Origin of the sequence: Komagataeibacter swingsii, assembly GCF_003207895.1 — a bacterium.
Lineage (GTDB): Bacteria > Pseudomonadota > Alphaproteobacteria > Acetobacterales > Acetobacteraceae > Komagataeibacter > Komagataeibacter swingsii.
In genome coordinates this window covers 1-20,979 of record NZ_NKUB01000037.1, presented here as the reverse complement: position 1 = coordinate 20,979, position 20,979 = coordinate 1, and the positions used below count along the sequence as shown (strand labels likewise).

General features: G+C 56.0%; 21 protein-coding genes and 3 pseudogenes. 7 read left to right on the top strand and 17 right to left on the bottom strand.

What is annotated here, in order from left to right; all coding sequences use genetic code 11:
* The coding region (locus tag CFR76_RS15675) for an integrase core domain-containing protein (RefSeq protein WP_146222708.1) at positions 1–199 on the top strand (199 nt) is incomplete at its 5' end.
* Between the two features lie 62 nt (positions 200–261).
* Here CFR76_RS15675 and CFR76_RS15670 read toward each other — a convergent pair.
* The 12 genes and pseudogenes from CFR76_RS15670 to traA all read right to left on the bottom strand — a co-directional run.
* A pseudogene (locus tag CFR76_RS15670) lies at positions 262–426 on the bottom strand (recombinase family protein); the annotation flags it as partial.
* Between the two features lie 211 nt (positions 427–637).
* Positions 638–1,627: a hypothetical protein gene (locus CFR76_RS17860; protein WP_146222707.1), complete on the bottom strand. Its 990-nt coding sequence runs from the start codon at positions 1,625–1,627 to the stop codon at positions 638–640.
* Positions 1,628–1,816: 189 nt separating this feature from the next.
* Positions 1,817–3,004 carry a GIY-YIG nuclease family protein gene (locus tag CFR76_RS15665; RefSeq protein WP_110557789.1) on the bottom strand — a complete coding sequence of 396 codons (1,188 nt, stop codon included), beginning with the start codon at positions 3,002–3,004 and terminating at the stop codon, positions 1,817–1,819.
* Positions 2,997–5,081, bottom strand: a complete 2,085-nt coding sequence (locus tag CFR76_RS15660) for a DEAD/DEAH box helicase (RefSeq protein ID WP_110557788.1) — start codon at positions 5,079–5,081, stop codon at positions 2,997–2,999. Before CFR76_RS15660 ends, CFR76_RS15665 begins: the two co-directional genes overlap by 8 nt.
* A gap of 3 nt (positions 5,082–5,084) precedes the next feature.
* Entirely contained in the window at positions 5,085–7,793 is a 2,709-nt protein-coding gene (locus tag CFR76_RS15655; RefSeq protein ID WP_110557787.1) for a class I SAM-dependent DNA methyltransferase, read from the bottom strand.
* A gap of 39 nt (positions 7,794–7,832) precedes the next feature.
* On the bottom strand, positions 7,833–8,927 hold the full coding sequence (locus tag CFR76_RS15650; RefSeq protein ID WP_110557786.1) for a Fic family protein: 1,095 nt from the start codon (positions 8,925–8,927) through the stop codon (positions 7,833–7,835).
* Between the two features lie 115 nt (positions 8,928–9,042).
* On the bottom strand, positions 9,043–9,714 hold the full coding sequence (locus CFR76_RS15645; RefSeq protein ID WP_019088724.1) for a DUF6118 family protein: 672 nt from the start codon (positions 9,712–9,714) through the stop codon (positions 9,043–9,045).
* On the bottom strand, positions 9,714–9,851 hold the full coding sequence (locus CFR76_RS17855; protein ID WP_019088723.1) for a hypothetical protein: 138 nt from the start codon (positions 9,849–9,851) through the stop codon (positions 9,714–9,716). The genes CFR76_RS15645 and CFR76_RS17855 overlap by 1 nt, the downstream gene beginning before the upstream one ends.
* A complete protein-coding gene (locus CFR76_RS15640) occupies positions 9,848–9,985 on the bottom strand; it encodes a hypothetical protein (RefSeq protein ID WP_026019313.1) in 138 nt (45 codons plus the stop codon). Before CFR76_RS15640 ends, CFR76_RS17855 begins: the two co-directional genes overlap by 4 nt.
* Before the next feature lie 25 nt (positions 9,986–10,010).
* Entirely contained in the window at positions 10,011–10,403 is a 393-nt protein-coding gene (gene vapC, locus CFR76_RS15635; RefSeq protein ID WP_048848569.1) for a type II toxin-antitoxin system VapC family toxin, read from the bottom strand.
* On the bottom strand, positions 10,400–10,594 hold the full coding sequence (locus CFR76_RS15630) for a type II toxin-antitoxin system VapB family antitoxin (RefSeq protein ID WP_010516209.1): 195 nt from the start codon (positions 10,592–10,594) through the stop codon (positions 10,400–10,402). Before CFR76_RS15630 ends, vapC begins: the two co-directional genes overlap by 4 nt.
* 54 nt (positions 10,595–10,648) lie before the next feature.
* Positions 10,649–14,029 (bottom strand): Ti-type conjugative transfer relaxase TraA, encoded by a 3,381-nt coding sequence (gene traA / locus CFR76_RS15625; RefSeq protein ID WP_110557785.1) that lies wholly within the window; start codon positions 14,027–14,029, stop codon positions 10,649–10,651.
* 96 nt (positions 14,030–14,125) lie between these two features.
* On the opposite strand from traA, the gene CFR76_RS15620 reads away from it, so the two are divergent.
* The 4 genes from CFR76_RS15620 (at position 14,126) to CFR76_RS15605 (ending at position 16,089) form a co-directional block, all read left to right on the top strand.
* Positions 14,126–14,485, top strand: a complete 360-nt coding sequence (locus CFR76_RS15620; RefSeq protein ID WP_208624020.1) for a conjugal transfer protein TraD — start codon at positions 14,126–14,128, stop codon at positions 14,483–14,485.
* 64 nt (positions 14,486–14,549) lie between these two features.
* Positions 14,550–14,789 carry a conjugal transfer protein TraD gene (locus CFR76_RS15615; RefSeq protein WP_010512299.1) on the top strand — a complete coding sequence of 80 codons (240 nt, stop codon included), beginning with the start codon at positions 14,550–14,552 and terminating at the stop codon, positions 14,787–14,789.
* A gap of 78 nt (positions 14,790–14,867) precedes the next feature.
* The gene (locus tag CFR76_RS15610) at positions 14,868–15,479 is read left to right on the top strand and encodes a CatB-related O-acetyltransferase (RefSeq protein ID WP_010512301.1); all 612 of its coding nucleotides are present in this window, start codon (positions 14,868–14,870) and stop codon (positions 15,477–15,479) included.
* Positions 15,480–15,603: 124 nt separating this feature from the next.
* Positions 15,604–16,089: a MucR family transcriptional regulator gene (locus CFR76_RS15605; protein ID WP_029336085.1), complete on the top strand. Its 486-nt coding sequence runs from the start codon at positions 15,604–15,606 to the stop codon at positions 16,087–16,089.
* A 384-nt stretch (positions 16,090–16,473) separates the two neighbouring features.
* Here CFR76_RS15605 and CFR76_RS15600 read toward each other — a convergent pair whose 3' ends face one another.
* Positions 16,474–16,914, bottom strand: coding sequence for a hypothetical protein (locus tag CFR76_RS15600; RefSeq protein ID WP_110557784.1), 441 nt, complete (start codon positions 16,912–16,914; stop codon positions 16,474–16,476).
* The gene (locus tag CFR76_RS15595; protein ID WP_110557783.1) at positions 16,911–17,102 is read right to left on the bottom strand and encodes a type II toxin-antitoxin system Phd/YefM family antitoxin; all 192 of its coding nucleotides are present in this window, start codon (positions 17,100–17,102) and stop codon (positions 16,911–16,913) included. Before CFR76_RS15595 ends, CFR76_RS15600 begins: the two co-directional genes overlap by 4 nt.
* An 826-nt stretch (positions 17,103–17,928) precedes the next feature.
* Between CFR76_RS15595 and CFR76_RS15590 the strand changes: the two genes are divergently transcribed.
* Positions 17,929–19,029, top strand: coding sequence for a replication initiator protein A (locus CFR76_RS15590; RefSeq protein ID WP_082084839.1), 1,101 nt, complete (start codon positions 17,929–17,931; stop codon positions 19,027–19,029).
* A gap of 43 nt (positions 19,030–19,072) precedes the next feature.
* On the opposite strand, the gene CFR76_RS15585 is transcribed toward CFR76_RS15590, so the two are convergent.
* From CFR76_RS15585 to CFR76_RS15575, 3 genes and pseudogenes are all read right to left on the bottom strand, one after another.
* Complete coding sequence (locus CFR76_RS15585; protein ID WP_244191980.1) at positions 19,073–19,351, bottom strand: ribbon-helix-helix domain-containing protein; 279 nt, start codon at positions 19,349–19,351, stop codon at positions 19,073–19,075.
* Positions 19,351–19,986, bottom strand: coding sequence for a nucleotide-binding protein (locus CFR76_RS15580; RefSeq protein ID WP_086442358.1), 636 nt, complete (start codon positions 19,984–19,986; stop codon positions 19,351–19,353). Before CFR76_RS15580 ends, CFR76_RS15585 begins: the two co-directional genes overlap by 1 nt.
* Positions 19,987–20,028: 42 nt before the next feature.
* Positions 20,029–20,481: pseudogene (locus CFR76_RS15575) on the bottom strand (recombinase family protein); the annotation flags it as partial.
* 67 nt (positions 20,482–20,548) lie between these two features.
* Between CFR76_RS15575 and CFR76_RS15570 the strand changes: the two are divergent.
* Positions 20,549–20,979 (top strand): annotated as a pseudogene (locus CFR76_RS15570) (transposase); the annotation flags it as partial.

Here is a 20,979-nt window from a genome sequence, read left to right as displayed (position 1 = left end):
CCTGCACGCGTTCGAGACCGGATCAGAGCTGAGGGCCGGGCTTGGCAGATGGATCGCCCATTATAACGAAAGGCGTCCGCATACGGCGCTGGCTGGACGTACGCCCGATGAGGCGTATCATGACGTGCCGACGCCCTCTGGTCCGGGGTTAACCCCGGACCAGAGGGCCAACAGCAACGCCGTCAGAAGGGCGGCATAACAACAACCGGGTATAGCTTATCAAGCCCACAAAACTGTCCGAACGGACGGGTCCACCTCATTTCGACGCTCGGCCCGATCCACTCGAACGCCAGAGCCGGTCTCCATGAAAACGTCCAGCACTTCATAGCCCGCACGTTCAGCAAACCGCTTCAGCTCGTCCTTCTGGCGCACGCAGGACTGATCGGCCGTGGAAACCCGGCAATAGATGACCGCGCGCTGTCCCATTTGAACTCTCCCGGAAAAACCACCATGCAGCCCTTGATACACCGTGGCTTCGGGTTGTCCCAATCAGACTATAGACTGTTTAGGTCAACCTAATTTGAATGGAAGAAATGGAAGGGAAGCGCGGAACATCTCTTATTAGGCAAGGAGAGCTGACAAGCAGCCGTCCAGATGGTGATGGATACAAAGTGAATCCAGAACGCTTGAAAGGCATCTAATATCCGCGATTAGGCAGCCATCCAGAATAGATAGTGCGCTCCAGTAGAAGGCTCTCCGAACAAGGCTCGACATCTTTATTTCGCTTTTCTCTGACAGTAGCGAACGACTGGCTACTAAGTAGAACCTTCACTGAATCTGCCGGAACCACGACCGACATGCTATTCGGTATACGAAGATGGTCTCCGTCTCGAATGGGCTCGTTCACCTCATGTGCTAATTCGTGATCGCGCGTTACCTGCACAGAGTCAGTGTATTGAGCAGAGTGAATGCCAAGCAATTTGACAAAAGTATTTTCCCGCTGCCGCCAATAGGTCTGAGTTTGCAAATACTCATTGTTATCGGCGAAGTGGCGTGGCCCTTGATCAATAAGCCGTAAGTCGCTGGATGGCGTCCTGTAAACGAAAATCGGAGATCCTGAGAGACCCGGCCGGGACTTCATATCGAATAGATGCGCTGGCCGAAGTGTTCTAGCGTAATTAATTAGTGCTCCGGGATCGGCCATCAGACTTACATTACCGAAGCGTCCCGTGATGACATTACGTCTGGTCCCAGGGAGACTGGAGAATAAGCCGAGTGCAAGTCCGTCTTCGCCTATGCCGATTTGGTAATAGTCGATGACCTGTTTATCAGCCAGCCAACTGTCATGCATGACAACGATCTCGTCATCATCGTTGATCCTCTCAGTTATATCCACAGCAGCAACATCATCTACTTCACTGAAGGTCCATTCAGAAGGATCTAATTCGATATAGCGACTTCCACCATCTTTAGTGTTTAAGCGAATTATAGAGCCACCGCTCCTGACAACATGAGCGGCGGTAACAGCATAGGTATCCCGGGTGAACTGCTGTTGCGGATCATAGCGCGGATGGTTGTGCCCAATTAGAACACCACTACCTAAGACCTCACGCGAACCATCTATTCGAGGATTATCCCCAAATAGAAACACGACTGTCGATTGCATTCGAGGGCTGAAGCGTGGCATTCGTAACACCGTTCGTTGAGGGGAATGTCTCCAAAAGCGGACTGATAGCCGTAGTCGCTGATTGAGACCTGAAATATACATGCTCCATGAACTTTGTAGCAAGCACGTATATAGATCTTGTTGTCTGGCTTTGTGGCAATGATCAGAATTAAATGGCCGCTATCAACTCAGAGTGTCGATGAGGAGTTATTATACTTTTACCAAACCAACCGTCTTTGGATCATAAATCAAACCATCAATACTTCCATCCGACATTTTATCCACTATTTGAGACACAATATCTATCGGAACCAAAAACCATTCTTTCGGCTGCACTGGGTGCCCGAACCGATCTTGAATCGTCAGATCAATCTGCGCTGGAGCCAGAACCCTATGAAAGATCTTCTCCATCTTCTTACGATTGATGTTGAAGAGCTTATAGGTCGCCACGACCTCCACATCAGCCAGAAGATAGGTTGCATCATGCTTGGCGTTGGCGATCCGCTTTTTCACATCGCCTCCCGTCACCCCGATCTTGTGAATCAAATTACGATGCTGCGCGATATACGGGTTATCTGACAGACTTCTCAAAACATAGATCGTGCCACTTTCCAGATCATCCGGCTCAACGGTTGTCCCGAACAAAGGTCCGACTGTCGGATCTGTAATCCGGCGGCCCGCCTCATCCTTATAGAGAGCCCTCTGGAGCGACCTCAGCAGAACATCGCTTTCGGTCCCGTTGTCGTAGATGACCCGCAGACGGCTGTCTCTGCGACCGTATTCTGTCTCGAACTCTTCCCCGACATGCGCGACATAAACCATCTGCCCTTTCAGGATAAAGAATTCTCCCTGCCGAATACCGGCTTCCTGCCCAAAGGGACGTGTTTCCCGCACGCTGGATTTCAGATCTTCCTGCACCTGAGCGAACAAAGGCCGGAAGATTTCAAAATCCTTGCAGGGTTCCCGGCTGGCAATTTCTTCCGCTGCCCGCACCTCTGCACGTGATTTCACATGCTTCAGGACAGTGATGGACTCAGCCGCGGGCTCGGCCTCAATGCCCAGTTCCGCCAGAAGCGCATCATCGTCCAGCGTATCGGGATCAGGACTCTCAGCCTCCTTCCCGGAAACACTCAGAAGCCCATGCGGATCGCGCTGTGCCAGCAATGACCGGCATTTTTCCAAAGCCCGTATCCGATCCAGACGCACGGCATAAAGCCGCTCAAAGATATCCCTGTCTTCTCCATGCGCAGGCGCATGCCCGTGTTCCTCATAGAAACGGCAGATATCCTCAAACCCGGCAATAATCCGCTCTTCCTCGGCTGTCAGCGCAGCCTTCTTTTTAGCCTCAAGCGAGACACCAAGTTCGGCCAGAAGCTCTTCATCGCTCAGTTCAGCCATTCGCCCGTTCCTCTGCCGTCTTACGCGCCAGAACCGCCACCCCTTCAGCCATCTTACGTTCCCACGCATCGGGAGATGTCAGCTCAGGAAGGCGTCCACGTTCCTTTTTGAACAGAAGCGCACGCTTTGCCAGATCCCTGGCTTCCTCAATCGTCAGAGCAATATGACGACTGGCAATAACCTCCTGAACCTGTTTGAGGGTCTGTGCATTCATGCTCCTGGCCAGGATCTTGTAGGCTTCCTCAAACGGATTGATCGCATCAATCAGGTCAATATCCAGATCCCGGACATTCATGGCAATCTTCCGCATCCCCTCAATCAGGGCTGTATTGCCACCAATCTTCTCTTCTCCCCCGGCTGCCTGCGTGATCTCTTCCGCTGCTTTCTGTCCCTTCTGGGTCAGATTGAATGCCGCCACTGCATGCTGGCGCACAGCCTCCTGATCCTCATCCGAAAGCTCGGGATACCGATCCCGAATGATTTTCCCCAACCTGACCTGTGTCAGTTCTTGGGGGGCTGTTTCCTCATCGAACAAACCATGCTCCAAGGAAGGCTTGTCCTGCACAAAAGACGCCACAACTTCGTTCAGATCTTCCCGACAGATCCGCTGCGCTTCAAGGCTTTTTGGAGAAACCAGCCCTTTGATCTCCATATGGAACTGACCAGTCTGCTCATTGAACCCGACATTCGTTCCGTTTGGCTTGTAGCCTTCTTCCCCATAGTCATAGCCATCCAGAGGCGCGCTTTCTGCGGTCTTCGGCGTAAACTCGAAACGCGGGGTCAGCACCTGTTCCATAAGCAGGCTGGCGGCAATGGCCTTGAGCATGTCATTGACCGCATCCGTCACTTTTTCCTGGGACGCATCCGGTTCAGCAATCAGGTTGATGAATTCAGCCCGCGTCTTTCCTGGTGCATCGCGGGTGGCGCGGCCAATGATCTGAATGATCTCCGTCAGGCTGGAGCGGTATCCGACCGTCAGCGCCTGCTCACACCAGATCCAGTCAAACCCTTCCTTGGCCATCCCCAGCGCAATGATGATGTCCACATGATCTCGGTTATTCTTCTGCGCCGGATCCTTCAGGGCAGCGACAACCTTGTTGCGCCGGACAGGCTCATCTTCCACCAGATCGGCAATACGCAGCACCCGGCCATCGGCACGACGCACCAGATGAAAGCCTGTCTCTATATCCTCCCCTTCCCAGTCTCCCAAGACGGACAGGATATGCTCGACTTCCTTGTGCTTCTGGGTCGTGCTTTCGCGTGAATTGACATTGGGAATATGCACGATCGTTTTACGCGTGCCGTCCAGCACCCGATCAATCGCATCCAGATAGGGGCCAGTATAGAAATAATATCCCAGATCCAGCTCTTTCAGATACTGGTACCCGTTCAGCTGCTGATAGTAGGTGTAGGTGACTGTCTCGAATTTCCCTTCATCTTCCGGGGACAGCACGGCGACGGCATCCCCACGGAAATAGGAGCCGGTCATGGCGATGATATGCGTTTTATCTCGGGCAATCAGCTGATTGAGGTAGTATCCAAGCCTATTTTTCGGGTCTGCGCTGACATGGTGGAATTCATCTACCGCCACCAGACACCCATCGAATGCCGCGATACCCAGTTCTTCCGCCGCGAACCGGAACGTCGCGTGGGTGCAAACCAAAGTCTGATCTTCACTGTTCAGAAACTCACCAACAGCTTTGACCTTGGACCGTGCGACCTGTCCTTCATCTGAACCTGGCGCGTTGCAGAGATTCCATTTCGGCTTGACGACCCAGTCTGCCCAAAAGCCGAATTTGCTCAGCGGTTCGCTCATGAAGCTGCCCCCGATCGAGCGTTCCGGCACAACGATCAGGGCTTTTTTCACGCCCTGATGCGCCAGCTTGTCGAGAGCAACAAACATCAGGGCACGGGATTTACCAGAAGCAGGCGGTGACTTGATGAGAAGATACTGCTCACCCCGTTTCTCATAGACCGCTTCCTGCATGGGGCGCATACCCAGCTCATTGGTCCTGGCAGACTGCCCTGTCTGGCCGGTACGAAGGGAAACAGCGGGAATAACCGGATTGATCGTCATGGCTTAGGCAGCGTCCTTCTTCTTTTTCGTCTTGCCGCCCTTCTTGGCGATCATCTTGCTGTAGAGGTCGAACAGCTTTTCCAGACGCTCCGTATCATTGCGGAAGCGCCGACCGATATAGATCCGCTCCAGCACCTCATCATTACGATCATGAGCGGCCCGTAAATTGTCTGGCATTTTGTCAGGATCATACAGATCGGCAATCGTGGCTGGGAAATGCGCCTCGCGCGCCAGAAGAATATCCTGGGCACAACGGGTCAGATCAGCACGGTTCTTTTCCGTCAAAGTCGGAACAGGAAAGGTGTTCCAGCCCAAAGTATTAGAATATGAAAAATCCGTACGCATACGAACGCAAACTGTACCAATCCACACCCAATGAAGGCGAGAAGCAATCAGGGCCATATTCCAAAGAGGGGCATCGTACAAAGCAAAATTTCTGTCACCGATAATTGTATCATAATCTTCAAGTCCAACAGGCAGATATTCGCGATTTTCTGAACTGACTCTAGCCACGACAAGAGAGTAATTCTTTGCCACAGACTGTATTTGCCGAAACCGATGTGGGAACTTAGCTGCTGGACGGGTTTCGGCAGCCTTACTTTCTGACCTCATCTTAGAAACAGCCTGAATGCGGCGATTTAATTCTGGAATACGTTCCGCTGCATCACGATCTCTATCTTCTAACCAAAGGCAATATCGGCTCTCACCACGAATAAATTCTTGTGCTCCAAGAAATTTCTTTATGTAATGTGCGGAAGAAGGATAACTTTCTAAAAGTCGGTTACGTTCTTCTGATGTAAAAAACAAATTACCACCATCGGTAGGTTTATTACCCCACTCCATTAATCCGCGATTATCTTGTGGTTTTGAAATGGGGCTTACTATTATATTTTTCCCACACGCAAGATAAGCATTGATATACTCAGATTCCTGCCTGATCGTTTTCCCATCCGCACCATTAGAAAAGAGAATTTTGGGACGCTCTGAAACAGGCGCAATTCCAATGATAGCGACAGTTACACCCGCATTATGCGCCGCCAGATTGGCCCACTTGAACGACGTATGGGCAAAACTGATCTCATAGTTCATCCCAAAAATCAGAGGCCAGAGAATAGGAACCTGCTGGCCTTGGCAGATGGAATTCGTGCTCACAAATGCGCTGGAAGAACCTGTTTTCTGGCCATAATCCGCAGCCTTCATGAACCAGCCCGCAACATAATCCAGAGACTTCCAGGATTTCGTACGCCGCCCGAAAATCTGCTCCAGATCCGCCTTCTGCTCAGCTGACTGCCAGGTGCTGCCCTTATACGGGGGATTGCCACAGATATAGGTTTCATAACCTTTCTGAGGCGGGCAGACGTCAAACCAGTCCTTCTCCAGGGCATTCCCGCAGATGATATGCCCTGTATCCTTCAGGGGCAGCACATTCAGGCGGGCCTGTTTCTGGTCGATATGGATTTCGTCACTCTGGAATTCTGCGATCAGAAGCGACAATCGCGCGATTTCCACCGCAAAATCACGGATCTCAATCCCATAGAAATTGGCCAGCGGGATGACGGATTTCCGTTCCGCCCGCTCTATCTTCAGCCGGTCATCAATCTCGCTCTGAATGTCCCGCATGTCCTTATAGGCAATCACCAGGAAATTGCCGGATCCACAGGCAGGATCAAACACCCGAATGCCGGACAGACGCTCCTTCAGGGCATGCAGCTTCTGGGTATTCTGACCCGCCTTTTCCAGTTCCTCACGCAGGACATCCAGAAACAGGGGATTCAGCACTTTGCGGATGTTTGGCACGCTGGTGTAGTGCATCCCCAAAGCCCCACGCTCTCCTTCATCGGCCACAGCCTGGATCATGGATCCGAAGATATCGGGGTTAATCTGCGCCCAGTTCAGCTCACCGGCACGCAGAAGATAGGTGCGGGCCAGTTTATTGAATTTCGGGCAGTCCGTTGCCCCGGAAAACAGGTTCCCGTTTACATACGGAAACTCTCTGGCCCAGGATTTAACCCCGCCCTTGTCACGATCGTCATTGCGCGTATCCAGATCCATCGTCCGGAACAGTTCGGCCATGACCTCATGCGTCTGATCCGTGGCCCCTTCCGTCATGGTCTGGATGGTTCTGGTAAACAGATTGTTCAGGAATATCCCGGTATCCTCGGCGAAAAAGCAGAAGATGAGACGCGCCATGAAATGATTCATGTCGTGGCGGCGTTCTTCCGTTGCCCAGTCAGGATTTTCCTTCAGAAGTTCGACATAAAGACGGTTCAGGCGTGACGTGGCCTTAACGTCGATCGGGTTGTTCTTGATCTTCTGGACGGTCGTAATACCCGCCAATGGCAGGAAAAACCCGAACCGATCAGCCAGATGCGTGAACACATCCGTAATGTGCTCATCTTCCGTGCGGTCTTCTGCTTCAAACGTCACCCCATCCGTAGCCAGCAGAAACCGCGCCTTGGCCGACTGGGTTTTGGGACTTTCCCGGAGCAGGTTAAAGGTCTGGGCAACCAGGCCCTCAGGACAGACGGCCAGATGGATGTTGTTGCGCTGGAGCACCGCTCCGGGAATGTCCGAGCGGTTATCCTTGCGAAGCCGCTTGATCGTAACATCACGGTTTCCGAACGCTTGCAAGAACTCGAAAGGAAATTCCCCGGGATTAAAAGATGCCTCGGCAATCCGGGAGACAGCTTCTTCAATCTCAACGGGATTCATGCGTAAAATTCCATATTTTCGAAAAACAGATCATACACCTCATGCGCCACCGGACACCTCCAGGAAGAGGCGGACCAGAGGTGCGTTGATATAATAATTGCTCCGCCCTGAGCGGTGCTTGGACAGCAAGCCTTTCTCTGAGAGCTGGTCGAGGTATTTCCCTGCCGTCTGACGCGCGATGTTCAGATCTGCCTGGACATACTCGATTTTCGTGTAGGGATGCCGGAACAGGTTGTTCAGCAGCTCCTGGCTGTAAATTTTGGGCAGTTCCGTCCGCATCCGCTGCTTCATGGTGGCCATCTGCGCCCGCATGCCCTCAATCAGCTCCAAGGTGATCTTGGATGTCTCGGCTACGGCCCGCAGCATGTAGAGGATCCACGCTTCCCATGCGCCTTCATCCCGCACCTTCTGTAACAGATGATAATACTCATCTTTGTGGCGAGTGATATAGCGCGACAGGTAGAGGATCGGGATATCCAGAAGACCGGTCCGGGTCAGATACAACACGTTCAGGATCCGCCCGACGCGGCCATTCCCATCGGGGAAGGGATGGATGCTCTCAAACTGATGGTGAATCAGGGCCATCTTGATGAGTGGATCCAGGTCACAGAGCCCGTCATCATTCACGAACCGCTCCAGATCCGACATATGCCCGATAATCTCCCGCCCGTCCTGCGGCGGCACAAAGACCACTTCCCTCGTGCGCTCATTCTTCAGGGCCGTTCCCGGGGTATTTCGAAACCCATCATTCCGCTTCTTGAGCATCTGGAAAATCGCGATCAGCCCCTTGTTCAGGATCAACCCGTCGGTTTCCTTCAGCTGTCGAAATCCCAGATGCAGGGCATCTCGATAGAGGGCGACTTCCTTGGCCGCCACTGAATCCGGCCCCTCGGGAAACAGATCCGCCTGGAAAAGCTCATCCTGGGTGGTGACGATATTCTCGATTTCCGAAGACGCCTTGGCTTCCTGCAAAGCCAACGTATCAATCAGGATCCCCTGATTGGGAATAGTTGCCGCCCGCCCCTTCAGTTCCGCCAGAGCCTTATTGGCCTCGACCAGCGCCCTGAGAACCGGAACCGTTTCTATGTCCGTCTGAGGCGGCAAAGGTCGAATAAGGTAGGTTGGCGTTAACATGACATCCTGACGTGGTAGCAATATGTGTTTTTTCTAACACGTCAGAATGATCCGTCAAAGAAATCCGGTTTCTTTGACATGTCATATTCTGCTGTCGGCTTTTATCCCCTGAAGACTATTCCTGCTCTGCCGAAACAATGATGACACAGGGTTTCTGAGTTTTTTCCTGACCCGATGCCGCTTTCTGGCAGGCTGCGATCCTGTCTCTGTTGGCCTCAACCAGCTGGCTGTCCTCACGTACACGTTGCCAGCCTTCAGGATTGCTGACCGCCATCATCATGGCCCCAGAGTTCCAGCGATCTTTCTCCCCAACAATAAAGGATGCCACTCGCGTCCCGACAGAAGATGGCAGGAGATACGCCAAAACAGGCGACAACCCGATCCCTGCAACAAGACAGGCAAGCCCCACCCCTAACAGCCACCAGTTCTGACGATCCTGCTGACGGGACTGACCAATGATATTGGCAAGAACCCGACGTTCCCCCTGAACCTCACCTATCGCTTTCTGAAACGCTGTCTGCATCTCCTGACTGGCAGAAATCCCGGCCTGACGAATCCCTTGCCCATACGCCTGGGGCGTCATCTTCAGCGTCGGATTGGCCTCGATCGCCTCCATTCGTGCACCGACTGCATTCATGGCCTTCACGACACGGGCCAGATCCTCCGTGTAATCCGGGGGCCGATTGTCCCGCCACGCCTGCGGCAACGCTTCCACGCTCCGCCGGAGTACCGTCATTTCGGCGCACAGGTCCTCAAACGCGCGCGCTGCTGGATCTGTCTCGGACATCAGATATCCCCCCACAGATTGAAAACCCGCACACCAGCCGCCTCGAAAGGCGACACGTCGTGGCTGGCCAGAACACGCTGCTCCGGGACGGGCCTCCTCGTCTCCATGATCACGTTGGTATCAAGCAGCAGGATCATTCGAAGGACATTGCCTCGGCCGGGGTCTGATCGCGGGTCTGCAAGACCGCGATATCCTGATCACGCACACCGGCCTCACGACCGATGGCCCCCAGAAGCGATCCCAGCCGAACGGCCTCTTCTTTTTTCTGCATGTCCTCTCCAGTCACCGCGCCGAAATCAGACAACCCGTTCCAGCCCCAGATGTGTCACAAACGGATCAAAGTCCCGGTCACTGTAAAGGAGCCGATACCCGCTTACGATACATCGTGTGGCAATCAGGGTATCAATGGTTTTCCGGATGGTGATGCCTCTGGCACGCAGGTCACGGAAATATCGTGCTGCCTCGATCATGACATCACGCCCCCCGATCTCCACCAGATCCAGAGCGCCAAGCAGTCTCCGCGCCTTGTTGAAATCCCGTTCGCTCGCAAATCCCTGAAGAACTTCCGTCATCATCAGATCCCCAATGGCGACCAGTTCCTCTCCCAGCAACCGGTCCAGAGCATCAACCTGTGGCGTCACCGTACCCCTGAAAAAATCGATCCAGACCGATGAATCGACCAGAATCATACGTCGGAACGCATGGCGTCGAGATCACCCCGCCACTCCAGCCTGCCCTTCATGGAACGCAGTTGCCGCTGCTGATTCAACTTGATCAGCGTCCGCAATCCGAGTTCGACGGCTTCTTTCTTGGTTTTGACGCCAGACGCCTTCAGCGCATCTGTCATGAGGGTATCGTCAATAATGATGTTGGTTCGCATGATGTGTATCTCCAGTGAAAATTATACACATCAACATCTCCTCTCTCAAGCAGATTACATCCCCATATCCATACCGCGCGACCTGGAGCGTGAGAGGGCCTGCTCCCGCTGATGGGGATGCAACCCGTGATCAAGCGTCGATCCCTTCCGGATGCCCAGCTCGCGGCTTTTCTCCCGCAGAATGGACTCAAGCTGCGCATCCCGCTTCAGCTCCTTCAGCGCCACACCCTGCTGCTCCCGGCTCAGCCCGTCCCAGGCCTTCACAAACCGCGCTGCCCGCAGATCCGGACTCTTCCGCACCCTGTCCTCATGCTCCAGCCCCTCGACCAATTTGCGCGCCCGTGCCGGACCTTCCAGACCATATAGCGCCTGCCGGATCTCCGGCTGATGCTTCAGCGCCGCCCGCAGATCCGCCTCACCACCACGCCGGACCCGTTCCAGATCCCGCCCGGCTTCAAACAGCGCCTTCTTCTGATGCTCCAGCACGGGCAACTCCTGGCGCACCATGCGCTCGGCATCCACCCAGGCCCGCGCATACCGCTCCACCGCCTGCTGAAGCGGGTCACTCCCCGGTATAAACCCGTCCAGCCCGGCCGGCACCTGCGCGCGCTGCACACGCGGCAGCCGCAACCCGGCAAAGGGCGAGGCGGGAGCTTCACGCTCAACCCCACTTTCCCCCTTACTGGCCCCGGCATTCATCCCGGCCGACACGTCTTTTTCCGATGTGCGACGACCAAGCCTCACGGACAGGTCCAGCCCGTCGAACATCCCACGCTTCCGCTGTGCCGGTGCCGGATCTGGCGTACGGACAGCTTCGGCCTGCCTGTCCTTCTGGGGGCCAGAGGCAGCCTTCTCACGCCCCACCACGATCTCGCTCTCGGGGACATGCAGCCCGCGTCGTCGCGCAAACCCGGCATCCCGATCCCGGACCTGCGGGTAATCCAGCGTGGTATCCTTCAGCCGCTCGCGCGACAGCCGCCGCACCAGCCCGTCCCGGTCGCCCACGTCATCCCGGCCCCAATGGACGGACACGCTCTCCCGATGCCGCGACAGCGCCACATAGACCCCGTGCCGATCCAGGCTTCCCGTCGCCAGCACATGCGCCCGGTCCACCGTCACACCCTGCGATTTGTGGATGGTGGCCGCATAGCCATGATCCAGCGCGTCATAATCCGCCACCGACACGGATACGACCCGGCCACGCCCGGTCCCACCCGGCCCGTCGAGCTGCACCGACAGCACGAGATCCCCGGCATCAGGCGACCCCACGATGCCCCGCACCGTGCCCAGCGTACCGTTCTTCACCCCCAGCTCCCGGTCATTACGCAGGAAGTAGACACGCTCCCCGTCCGCGAACATCCGCTCGCCCTGGGCGGTCGACACCAGCACGTCGTCACCCAGCTCACCCGCCTCCCGCCGGATCTCCCGCGCCGCCTCGTTCAGCGCCCGCACATCGACACGCCGGTGCGCCAGCATGATCTGGCTTTCCTCTGGCGCGGCCTGCCGGGCTTCATCCCACCCGGCCACCACCCCGGCCCGCGCCTCTTCCAGCGTGTCATGACCGCGCACCAGGCCAGCCGTCTCATAGCGCTCCAGCGCCCTATCCGTCCGCCCGGTCGCCAGCTCCTTCGTGGCCGCCTGCTGCCAGTCTTCACGCTGCCGGCGCACCGTCGTGATTTCCACCGACCCGACCCGCTCGGCCACCGCCCGGAACGCACCACCAGCCTCGATCGCCTGCAACTGCTCGGGATCGCCCACCAGCACCACCTTGGCTCCGGCCTCGCGCGCGGCCGACAGCACCCGCTCCATCTGCCGTGACCCCACCATGCCGGCCTCATCCACCACCAGCACGTCCCCGCGCTCCAGCAGGTCGAACCCACGCGCCCACGCACGCTCCAGGGAGGCCAACGTCCGGCTTTCGATCCCGGCCCCCGCTTCCAGACCTTCCGCCGCGATCCCCGACAGCGCCGCCCCGCGCACCCGATACCCGGCCTCTTCCCACGCCTCACGGGCCACACCCAGCATGGTGCTCTTCCCCGTCCCGGCATAACCGACCACCACAGACAGGTCGCGGGACTTCGTGACCTCGCCCACCGCCAGCGCCTGCTCATCCCCAAGCCCATCCCGCGCCATCGCCGCCCGACGCACTGCCAGCGGCACCGCATGACCCTGGGACTGCCCCATCGCGAACGATGCCTCTTCCAGACGCTGCTCGACCCCGATCATCGCGCGCGTGGAGAACCGCTCCCGCCCATGACCGTCTTTCCCGAGGGCGACCAGCTCCGGACACGCCTCCACCCGAACCATGACAGCACTGAACTGTTCTGCGTCCGCCGTGTGCCGGTCCACGAACCGCGCCAGGTCCCGCCGGGTAAACGTGCTCTGCTGTCGCGTCAGCGCCTCCAGCGCCACATGCGGCTCGGCCAGCAACCTTTCACCATTGCGCCGCGCGATCTCCAGATGGTCGGCAACCCGTTCCGCATCCTCCCCCCGCTCTTCCCGACGCATCCCGGCTGGACCGATCTTGTTCTGCGGCTCAAGGTCGATCCCCTGTGCCGCGAAGGACCGATGATCGATCCGCACATCCAGGTCCAGCTCGGCCAACCGTTCATTGGCAAGCGACGCCCACCGCTCCCGCCACGTCAGCAGCAGATCCCTGTCATTCCACGAACGCTCTTTCGCACCGAACCCGATGGAAGGCTGATTCTGCGCCAGCCCCAGACCTTCATGCCGCAGCCGTGCCGCAGCAATCAGTCGCGCTGTTCTTCCAGCCGCTGCAAGCGCTTCTCCAGCGTCGAGAGCTTCAGCAGGATGCCGCGCTGCGTCTCCCGGATCTCTGTCAGCAGACGGATCATGAGCTTGAGCGGATCGTCCTCCCCTTTCTGCTCCATCAGGTCCAGGATCCGGCGCGAAGTCGTATGCGCCCCTGCCGCTTCGTTCAGGATGCGAGATTCCGTTTCGTCTTCCATGCACAGCCTCTCCGGTTCTGACTTCAATCCGCCGCGTGGACAGCATCACATGCGCATGGGGCTTCGCCTGTCCATCTTCGCCAATATCCCAATGCACATTGAGATCGGCCACCATGCCGCGTTCCACGAACTGCTCCCGCACAAAATCCCGTGCCAGCGCGATCCCCTGCGCCTGGGTCATTTCGCGCGGGATTGAAAACTCCACCTCGCGGGCAAGCTGGGCATCCTTGCGCTTCTCGATCGCCTCGACCTCGTTCCATAGGGTCGCACGATCGAGAAACCGCTCCGGCGCGCCATCGGGCAGCAGGATCTCGGAATGCACCACGCCGCTCTTGTTGGAAAAGTCATGGTCGCGATCCAGCCGCACGTCATGCAGGCGGGATGCCGCGCGATAGGCCGCTGCCGCCACGGCGCTCCGGCCGGTGGCGCGGCTGATGACCTTTGCATGCAGGTGATAGATCGCCATGAGCGCGATCCTATCACATCATTTAAGCGCACGTCATGAAATGACGTATAAGCGCGCACTCACATTTTACTGCGCCACAAGGGTTGATTGTTCTGGATGAGTGACGCGGTTCTCGCCTGTGTGGTAGAGTATGGCACAGACCAGCAGGACAGAGGACTGGAAATGCGCAGGCCACGGGACATTGATGCGGAACTGAAGGCGCTTCAGGAAAAGGCGAAGCAGCTTAAGGCGCAAAGAACCATCCAGCTCGGTGAACTGGTCGAGGCGACGGGAGCCGATACCCTGTCGATCGAGGCTCTGGCCGGGGTACTACTTGCGGCTGTCGAACAGGCGGACGGAAAACCCGAAGCCGTTGCGAGGTGGACCGAACGGGGAACGGCATTCTTTCAGGCCGGCGCAAAAAAGGGCGGCCGGAAAGGAACCGGAAACGATCAGAATGGATCTGCTGGCGCTTGAAAGACGGATCAGGAAGCAGACAGCCCTGATCCATCGCCATCAGGCACGAAAGGCACGCACCGACATGCGCGACTGGGCGAAGGCGCGACGGGAACGCACTCATCATCTGATCGAACTGGGCGGCCTGGTCCAGAAGGCGGGACTGGTCGATCTGACCGATGATGACCGCGCCACCCTGCTCGGGGCTTTTCTGGATATTGCAGGACAGCTCCAGGGCAGCAATGATACTGCTCCGGTTGACCTGAAAACACGCTGGAGGCGCGCGGGGCTTCATGCCTTCGACAGGGACCGAGAACAGGACTGACGACGAAACACGATCATCTGATCTGTCCGCTATCGAATGCAAACGAAACCCTGAACCAGAACGGGAGAACCGAGGCCCATGTATTACGGCAAGAACGCCTTTTCTCTGCTCCTACGTTACACCCTTGCCCATGAGATCGAAGAGTGGGGCTGGGACATCGGCGACCATACATATGGTGCCAAGGGTTCTCCCATCATCATAGAAGCCGAATATGCCGGCCTGAAGATCGGTAAATACTGCTCCATTGCCCGCGAGGTGCTGATGATCCTGGGCAATCACCGACCGGATACGATCACCACCTACCCGTTCAAGAACCAGTGCAATTTCTGGCCCGAAGCGGCTGATGCAACCGATGACCATTCCACCAAGGGAGATATCGTCATTGGCAACGACGTCTGGATCGGCGCACGGGCCAATATCATGTCGGGTGTCACCATAGGATCAGGCGCGATCATCGCCACGGCGGCCGTGGTGACCAAGGACGTGCCGCCATATGCCATCGTGGGCGGCAACCCGGCCCGTGTCATCAAATACCGCTTCCCCGAAAAGACCATCGAGCGTCTGCTTGCAGTAGCCTGGTGGGACTGGCCTGAAACATTGATACGAGAACGGCTGCTCCTCCTGATGAGCGACGATATCGACGCTTTCCTGCGCGCTTTTGAAAAAGGACCCGCACAGGAAAAATCATGATGCAAAAACTGTTTTTGCTCCTTGTTGTCCTGCCGATCCTCTTCCGGCCTGCTTCAGGCTTTCATGCCTTCGACAGGCACCGGGAACAGGACAGGACAGGACAGGACAACAGGCAGACGTGACCATGACCAACCACAAGACACGATCATCCGGAGCTGACACAGTGCGCGAGCTTACGACCCGGATTGTCACAGCCTATGTCAGCAGTCACACGGTTCCGTCGGATACCCTGCCCGGCCTCATCGCCACGGTGTTTCAGGCGCTCGGAAGTCTGGGACAGGTGACGACCAGAACACCGGATCTGGTGCCGGCCGTGCCCGTGAAAAAATCCGTGTTCCCGGATTACATCGTCTGCCTGGAGGACGGAAAAAAAATGAAGATGCTCAAGCGTCACCTTCACACCGTCTATGGCCTGACGCCCCAGCAATATCGGGCAAAATGGGGCCTGCCGGAAAGCTACCCGATGACTGCCCCATCCTATTCAGCACAACGGGCTACCCTGGCACAGGAAATCGGACTGGGGCGGACCATCAAGGCGACACCGGAACCTGAAGTTCCGGTCACGCGCCTGCCAGAGAAGAAACGCGGACGCAGGCCGAAACTGGCCTGAAGGTCCAGACCGGGAGAAACGGGACATGAAGACGGATCATACCGATCACGATGACAGGGAAGCCTGGAAGGACGAAGCCATACGCTGGCCCCTCGCCCAGGTCGAGGCTCAGTACGGAAACCATGAAGGCATGGGCCGCCAGTCTCGGCACGGATAACCCGCTCCCCCTGCCACAACCCGGGCAATAAGGGGGACGCTCTCGCACACCGCAGGAAGGTGACGCAGAGCGCAATGGTCACGACTATCCCTGACGCATTGATGGAACGACCGTTTCACGACCCTACGGCTACCCTTGTGACGACCCATCGACATACCCGAGGCCGACATTGCACCTACCCATAAATAGCGGGTCCTCATACACCATTGCACCGCTGGTGCGGATGCTCAGGAACCTGCCTGCCGGATCTGGGCGATCATTTCATCAGCTGTGATCTCTCCATGCTGACGAGCATCCATGATTGCGGTGAGCGCCCTGTCATGAGGGAGCACATGCGGATCATCAGCTGTCGCCGTATGAGCGGCCCTGCCATGCGTGGCCGGAAAGGTTATGCCCGTCACATCGGGATTGCGCGTAAACATCCCGGCCAGGATCTGGTCTGCCTGCTGGATGTAATTGCCTGGGACATCTCGGGATACGCGTGCGGAGCCGGCCGAGGTGGTGATGTCGAGGCCGGCGACATACGGCAGAAGATCGAGGATGCGCGTCAGGGATTCGATATCCTGCTGTGTCAGCAGGGTTCCCCCGTCCCCGACCACGAGCAGCTGCCAGGACCGCTTCTGTGGCAGTATCCTGGGATTGGTGTTGCTATCGGGACCGTCCTTCATGACGATGACCCTTTCTCCGGAACGTCTTCGATGCCCTGCTGCTTTCTGAGCAGGGCATCATAATGGTCCACGGACATGATGACGAAACGCGGCTTGTGGTCCCTGGTGATGACTACAGGCGCAACGGCGGCTGCTTCGAAAAGATCGCCGGCATTGCGGGTCAGGGCGCTCGCTGGAAACGCTTTCATGGAGCACGCTCCAGATATGACGGATTATCTGGAATATACAGGAAACCCGTATTTTCTGCCAGAAAATCGGGAGGGTGACGCTCGGACAGGCGAACAGGAAATCGCCAGCCTACCAATCCCGGATAAAGCTCGTAGCGCGTCCTGGGAGGCCGTACAAAGCGTAATTCGCGTAGCCGTCCACAAAAACACACGGGAACGTCTGTACGGCCATCCTGTGGCGTCTGGCGGACATACTGCAACACGTGAGCCGCTGAATGATCGCCTGAACACCGGTGCGTCTTGACCAGATTACAGTCTTGTCCGGTTTTCTGGTGTTGCAGGCGTCGGGCGAGCGCGGAGCGGGAGCCCCGTAGGGCGCTGAAGGCGCCGACGCGGGAGAGGAAGGTGCTGGTAGAGAGACGATGCGGGAACGCATCGTCAGATTATGATTTCGCGCCGTAGGCGTGTCCGTTTAGCGCAGCCCTGAAAGGGCGAGCAGGGGGATGCCGGGTGGGAGATCGCGCGAAGCGCGATCGGGGCGGCCGTAGGCCGCGAGCCGGCGGGGCGTAGCCCTCAAGAGGCGGTGCTTGGGTTCAATTTGGCTGGAAATTGCAGAGAATGAAAAGTTATCCACAGGCTTAGAGTGTTAATTTATGTGTTAATAGTAGTGTTAAGGGTTTTCCACAAACACATAACTGACTGAAAATAAAATACAAAAACAGTGTTTTGGAGCAGCTTGCGTCAACGAAACCCCGAATCTAGTGACTCCAGAACCCCGAATCTGCGTCAACGAAACCCCGAATCTAGCTCTTGCGTCAATGAAACCCCGAACCTAAACTGATCGTCAATGAAACCCCGAATCAAAGCAACCCGTCAACGAAACCCCGAACTGGCACTTACCGTCAGTGAAACCCCGAATGTTGATGGACGTTCAGTTCTACTTCCGGAACGATATCCGACACCAGATCTTTTTATTTGTGATGTCCTTGATGCCATCCCCAAAGATGATATGGCCTCGATGGAACATCCAATTTTCTCGCTTGCCACTAAACCTGATCGACGCATTTTCCGATACGAGCACAATGGCAATACAGTTGAAATCGTTCCGAGCGTCAAAGGACTCGCGACGATCCATGACAAGGATATCCTTATCTATTGCATTTCGCAGCTTATCGCGAAAATGAATCAAGGTGAGCAGCCAAATCGAACTCTCCACCTTACCGCACGCGATTTATTGGTGTGGACCAATCGTCAAACCGATGGTGATGGCTATAAGCGGCTTCGGAGCGCATTTGAGCGCTTAGCAGGCACACGGATCACCACCAACATCAAAGCTGATGGAGAAGAAATCACCGAAGGCTTTGGCCTTATCAATGAATGGCGAATTGTCCGTAAGACCAATTCCGGACAAATGTCCGAAATCAAGGTAACGCTATCCGAATGGCTATTCAGAATGATCGAAGGCCGAAGTGTACTGACATTACATCGCGATTATTTCCGTTTGCGCAAACCACTTGAACGGAGAATATACGAACTTGCACGTAAGCATTGTGGCGCTCAGGAAAAATGGGTTGTTTCTATAGAAATTTTACAGAAAAAAACGGGGGCCAGTAGCCATATCCGCGTATTTCGCTCAATGCTCCGTGACTTGGCAATCAATAACCACTTGCCTGATTATGCTGTCGAAATAAACAGCAACACAGTTACTTTCCGTAATCGGGAAACGATGGACACCGTCAAGGTAATAGCGCCAAAGCTCCAGAAACCATTTGTCGATCCCGAGGGTTTCCATGACGCTAGAGGAGTTGCTCCAGGATATGATGTCTACGCACTCTATGATGAATGGGTGTCATGGTGGAATGATAGCGGACAACCAGAGTTGCAAAACCCCAGTGCCGCATTTGTCGGATTCTGCCGCAACCGACACAAACGCAACCCTATACGCTAGACACAGCCTACGTGTATAGTTGTATACGTGTATAAATGTATACTTACCCGCTAACGATCCTGCTTCGTCCTTTCTTCACAAACAGATCGTCCAGTGCTTCTCCAAGCAAACTCTGAACCGTCGTTCCCTCTTCGGCCGCGATAATACGAAGCTGGGTGCTGACTTCAGGAGAAAAATGCCCACCGATCAACTTGGTCCCCTTACGACCATTCAGCGTAGGTTTACGGGATGATATATCTGGCTTCGGGGAAGGGGTTGGCATTGCCTCACCACTACCTTTGGCGCGATCAAGCATCGCTTGTAGCGTATTGCTTTTCGCCATCACACTACCTCCCGATTTTTGTATAATTGTATATCTGTATACTCGTATAAGCGCTTAATTTCGTTTGCTGCTGGCCCATGTGCTTCGAATTCCTGCACAGCCTGTCCCGCCGCCTGTGCACGGAAAAATGCCTTGCGGTTTCCTACTGTCACCGGACAGACCGTTGCCCCCAATTCGGTCACGGCCTTAATGGCATCCCCTGTCTCCTGCCCCTGGGGGGGCACAAAAGTTAAAACGACAGCGAACGCTTTATCGAGCTGACGAACCACATCCAATGTGTGTGTCATACTCATTGTATCGAACACGGCCGTCTTCGTCGGAATGAGAACGAAGTCAGCATGCCGCGCCGCTTCATAAGCTACATCACGCGCAACAGCAGCTCCGTCGATAATCACAAGATCAGTACCCGCATCCGCGCAGGCTTTGAGCATTGCAGGCAAACGTATCGGCTGAATTGAAGCTACAGCCGGTGTATCGAGCTGGCGTACGTCTTTCCAGAAAGAGGCTGTCGCCTGTGGGTCCAAATCAATAATAGCAGCAACCTTACCCGCTTGCTCAGCCGCGACAGCGAGACAGGTTGCAAGCGTCGTTTTTCCGACACCGCCCTTCTGCGAAAGAACAGCAAGAACCTTCATGCTACACCTCTACACGTATAATCTTATACCTGTATACACTTTTTACGAGGGAAGATAAGGCCTCATCTTATCTCTCTGCACAATGGCAGCAACAGTGTTCTTGCTGATTCCCAGATCGCGGGCGATCCACCGATAACTCCGCTTTTCCGCCACCAACGCCAGAACCTTCGGAGCCAGACGGTCAGACTTCGGCCGCTCTCCTTTCTGTCGACCGAGAACCTTCCCGCGTGCCCTGGCAGCAGCCAGACCAGACTTCACCCGCTCGCTAATCAGATCCCGTTCGAACTCCGCAATCCCAGCCAGAACCGTCGCCAGCATCCGCCCATGTGGCGTCGCCAGGTCGAACATCATCCCTGTCATGGCGATCAGGGAAACACGATAACTCTCCAGTTCCTGAAGCGTGGAGATGAGATCAATGGTCGAACGCCCCCAGCGGGACAGCTCCGTCACCAGAATGGCGTCAATTTTACGGGCCTGGGCCAGTGCCATGACCTTTAGAAGTGGTCCCCATTTTTCGGACAGGGCGATAAGCTATCATCTGGCCTGAACGAGGACGGGTTTTATGGGCAAGGTTACGCGGAAACGGTATGCGGCGGAGTTCAAATCACGGGTTGCCCTGGAGGCGATCCGTGGCGAACTGACGCTGGCGGAGTTGGCGTCGAAACATGGCGTGCATCAGACGATGATCGCCCAATGGAAGCGCCAGGCGATCGAAGGCATGGCAAGCCTTTTTTCTGGTAAGTCAGTAACGGAACCTTCAGTCAGCCCTGCTGATGTAGAGAAACTGCATGCCAAGATCGGCCAGTTGCTGGTGGAACGGGATTTTTTGCGGGATGCCTCTGCTCGGTTGGGCGTGATCAGAGGCGGCAGATGATTGACCCGAAGAGAGCATGCCTGCCGATAATCCGGCAATGCACGCTGCTGCAACTCAACCGGTCGGGCGTCTACTATCGGCCTGTGCCACAGAGCGAAGCCAATCTGGAGCTGATGCGG

Coding starts and splice junctions, on each gene's coding strand:
- CFR76_RS17860 (WP_146222707.1), bottom strand. CDS start 1,627: ATGCCACGCTTCAGCCCTCGAATGCAATCGACAGTCGTGTTTCTATTT.
- CFR76_RS15665 (WP_110557789.1), bottom strand. CDS start 3,004: ATGGCTGAACTGAGCGATGAAGAGCTTCTGGCCGAACTTGGTGTCTCG.
- CFR76_RS15660 (WP_110557788.1), bottom strand. CDS start 5,081: ATGACGATCAATCCGGTTATTCCCGCTGTTTCCCTTCGTACCGGCCAG.
- CFR76_RS15655 (WP_110557787.1), bottom strand. CDS start 7,793: ATGAATCCCGTTGAGATTGAAGAAGCTGTCTCCCGGATTGCCGAGGCA.
- CFR76_RS15650 (WP_110557786.1), bottom strand. CDS start 8,927: ATGTTAACGCCAACCTACCTTATTCGACCTTTGCCGCCTCAGACGGAC.
- CFR76_RS15645 (WP_019088724.1), bottom strand. CDS start 9,714: ATGTCCGAGACAGATCCAGCAGCGCGCGCGTTTGAGGACCTGTGCGCC.
- CFR76_RS17855 (WP_019088723.1), bottom strand. CDS start 9,851: ATGATCCTGCTGCTTGATACCAACGTGATCATGGAGACGAGGAGGCCC.
- CFR76_RS15640 (WP_026019313.1), bottom strand. CDS start 9,985: ATGCAGAAAAAAGAAGAGGCCGTTCGGCTGGGATCGCTTCTGGGGGCC.
- vapC (WP_048848569.1), bottom strand. CDS start 10,403: ATGATTCTGGTCGATTCATCGGTCTGGATCGATTTTTTCAGGGGTACG.
- CFR76_RS15630 (WP_010516209.1), bottom strand. CDS start 10,594: ATGCGAACCAACATCATTATTGACGATACCCTCATGACAGATGCGCTG.
- traA (WP_110557785.1), bottom strand. CDS start 14,029: ATGGCGATCTATCACCTGCATGCAAAGGTCATCAGCCGCGCCACCGGC.
- CFR76_RS15620 (WP_208624020.1), top strand. CDS start 14,126: ATGAGTGACGCGGTTCTCGCCTGTGTGGTAGAGTATGGCACAGACCAG.
- CFR76_RS15615 (WP_010512299.1), top strand. CDS start 14,550: ATGCGCGACTGGGCGAAGGCGCGACGGGAACGCACTCATCATCTGATC.
- CFR76_RS15610 (WP_010512301.1), top strand. CDS start 14,868: ATGTATTACGGCAAGAACGCCTTTTCTCTGCTCCTACGTTACACCCTT.
- CFR76_RS15605 (WP_029336085.1), top strand. CDS start 15,604: ATGACCAACCACAAGACACGATCATCCGGAGCTGACACAGTGCGCGAG.
- CFR76_RS15600 (WP_110557784.1), bottom strand. CDS start 16,914: ATGAAGGACGGTCCCGATAGCAACACCAATCCCAGGATACTGCCACAG.
- CFR76_RS15595 (WP_110557783.1), bottom strand. CDS start 17,102: ATGAAAGCGTTTCCAGCGAGCGCCCTGACCCGCAATGCCGGCGATCTT.
- CFR76_RS15590 (WP_082084839.1), top strand. CDS start 17,929: ATGAAACCCCGAATCAAAGCAACCCGTCAACGAAACCCCGAACTGGCA.
- CFR76_RS15585 (WP_244191980.1), bottom strand. CDS start 19,351: ATGGCGAAAAGCAATACGCTACAAGCGATGCTTGATCGCGCCAAAGGT.
- CFR76_RS15580 (WP_086442358.1), bottom strand. CDS start 19,986: ATGAAGGTTCTTGCTGTTCTTTCGCAGAAGGGCGGTGTCGGAAAAACG.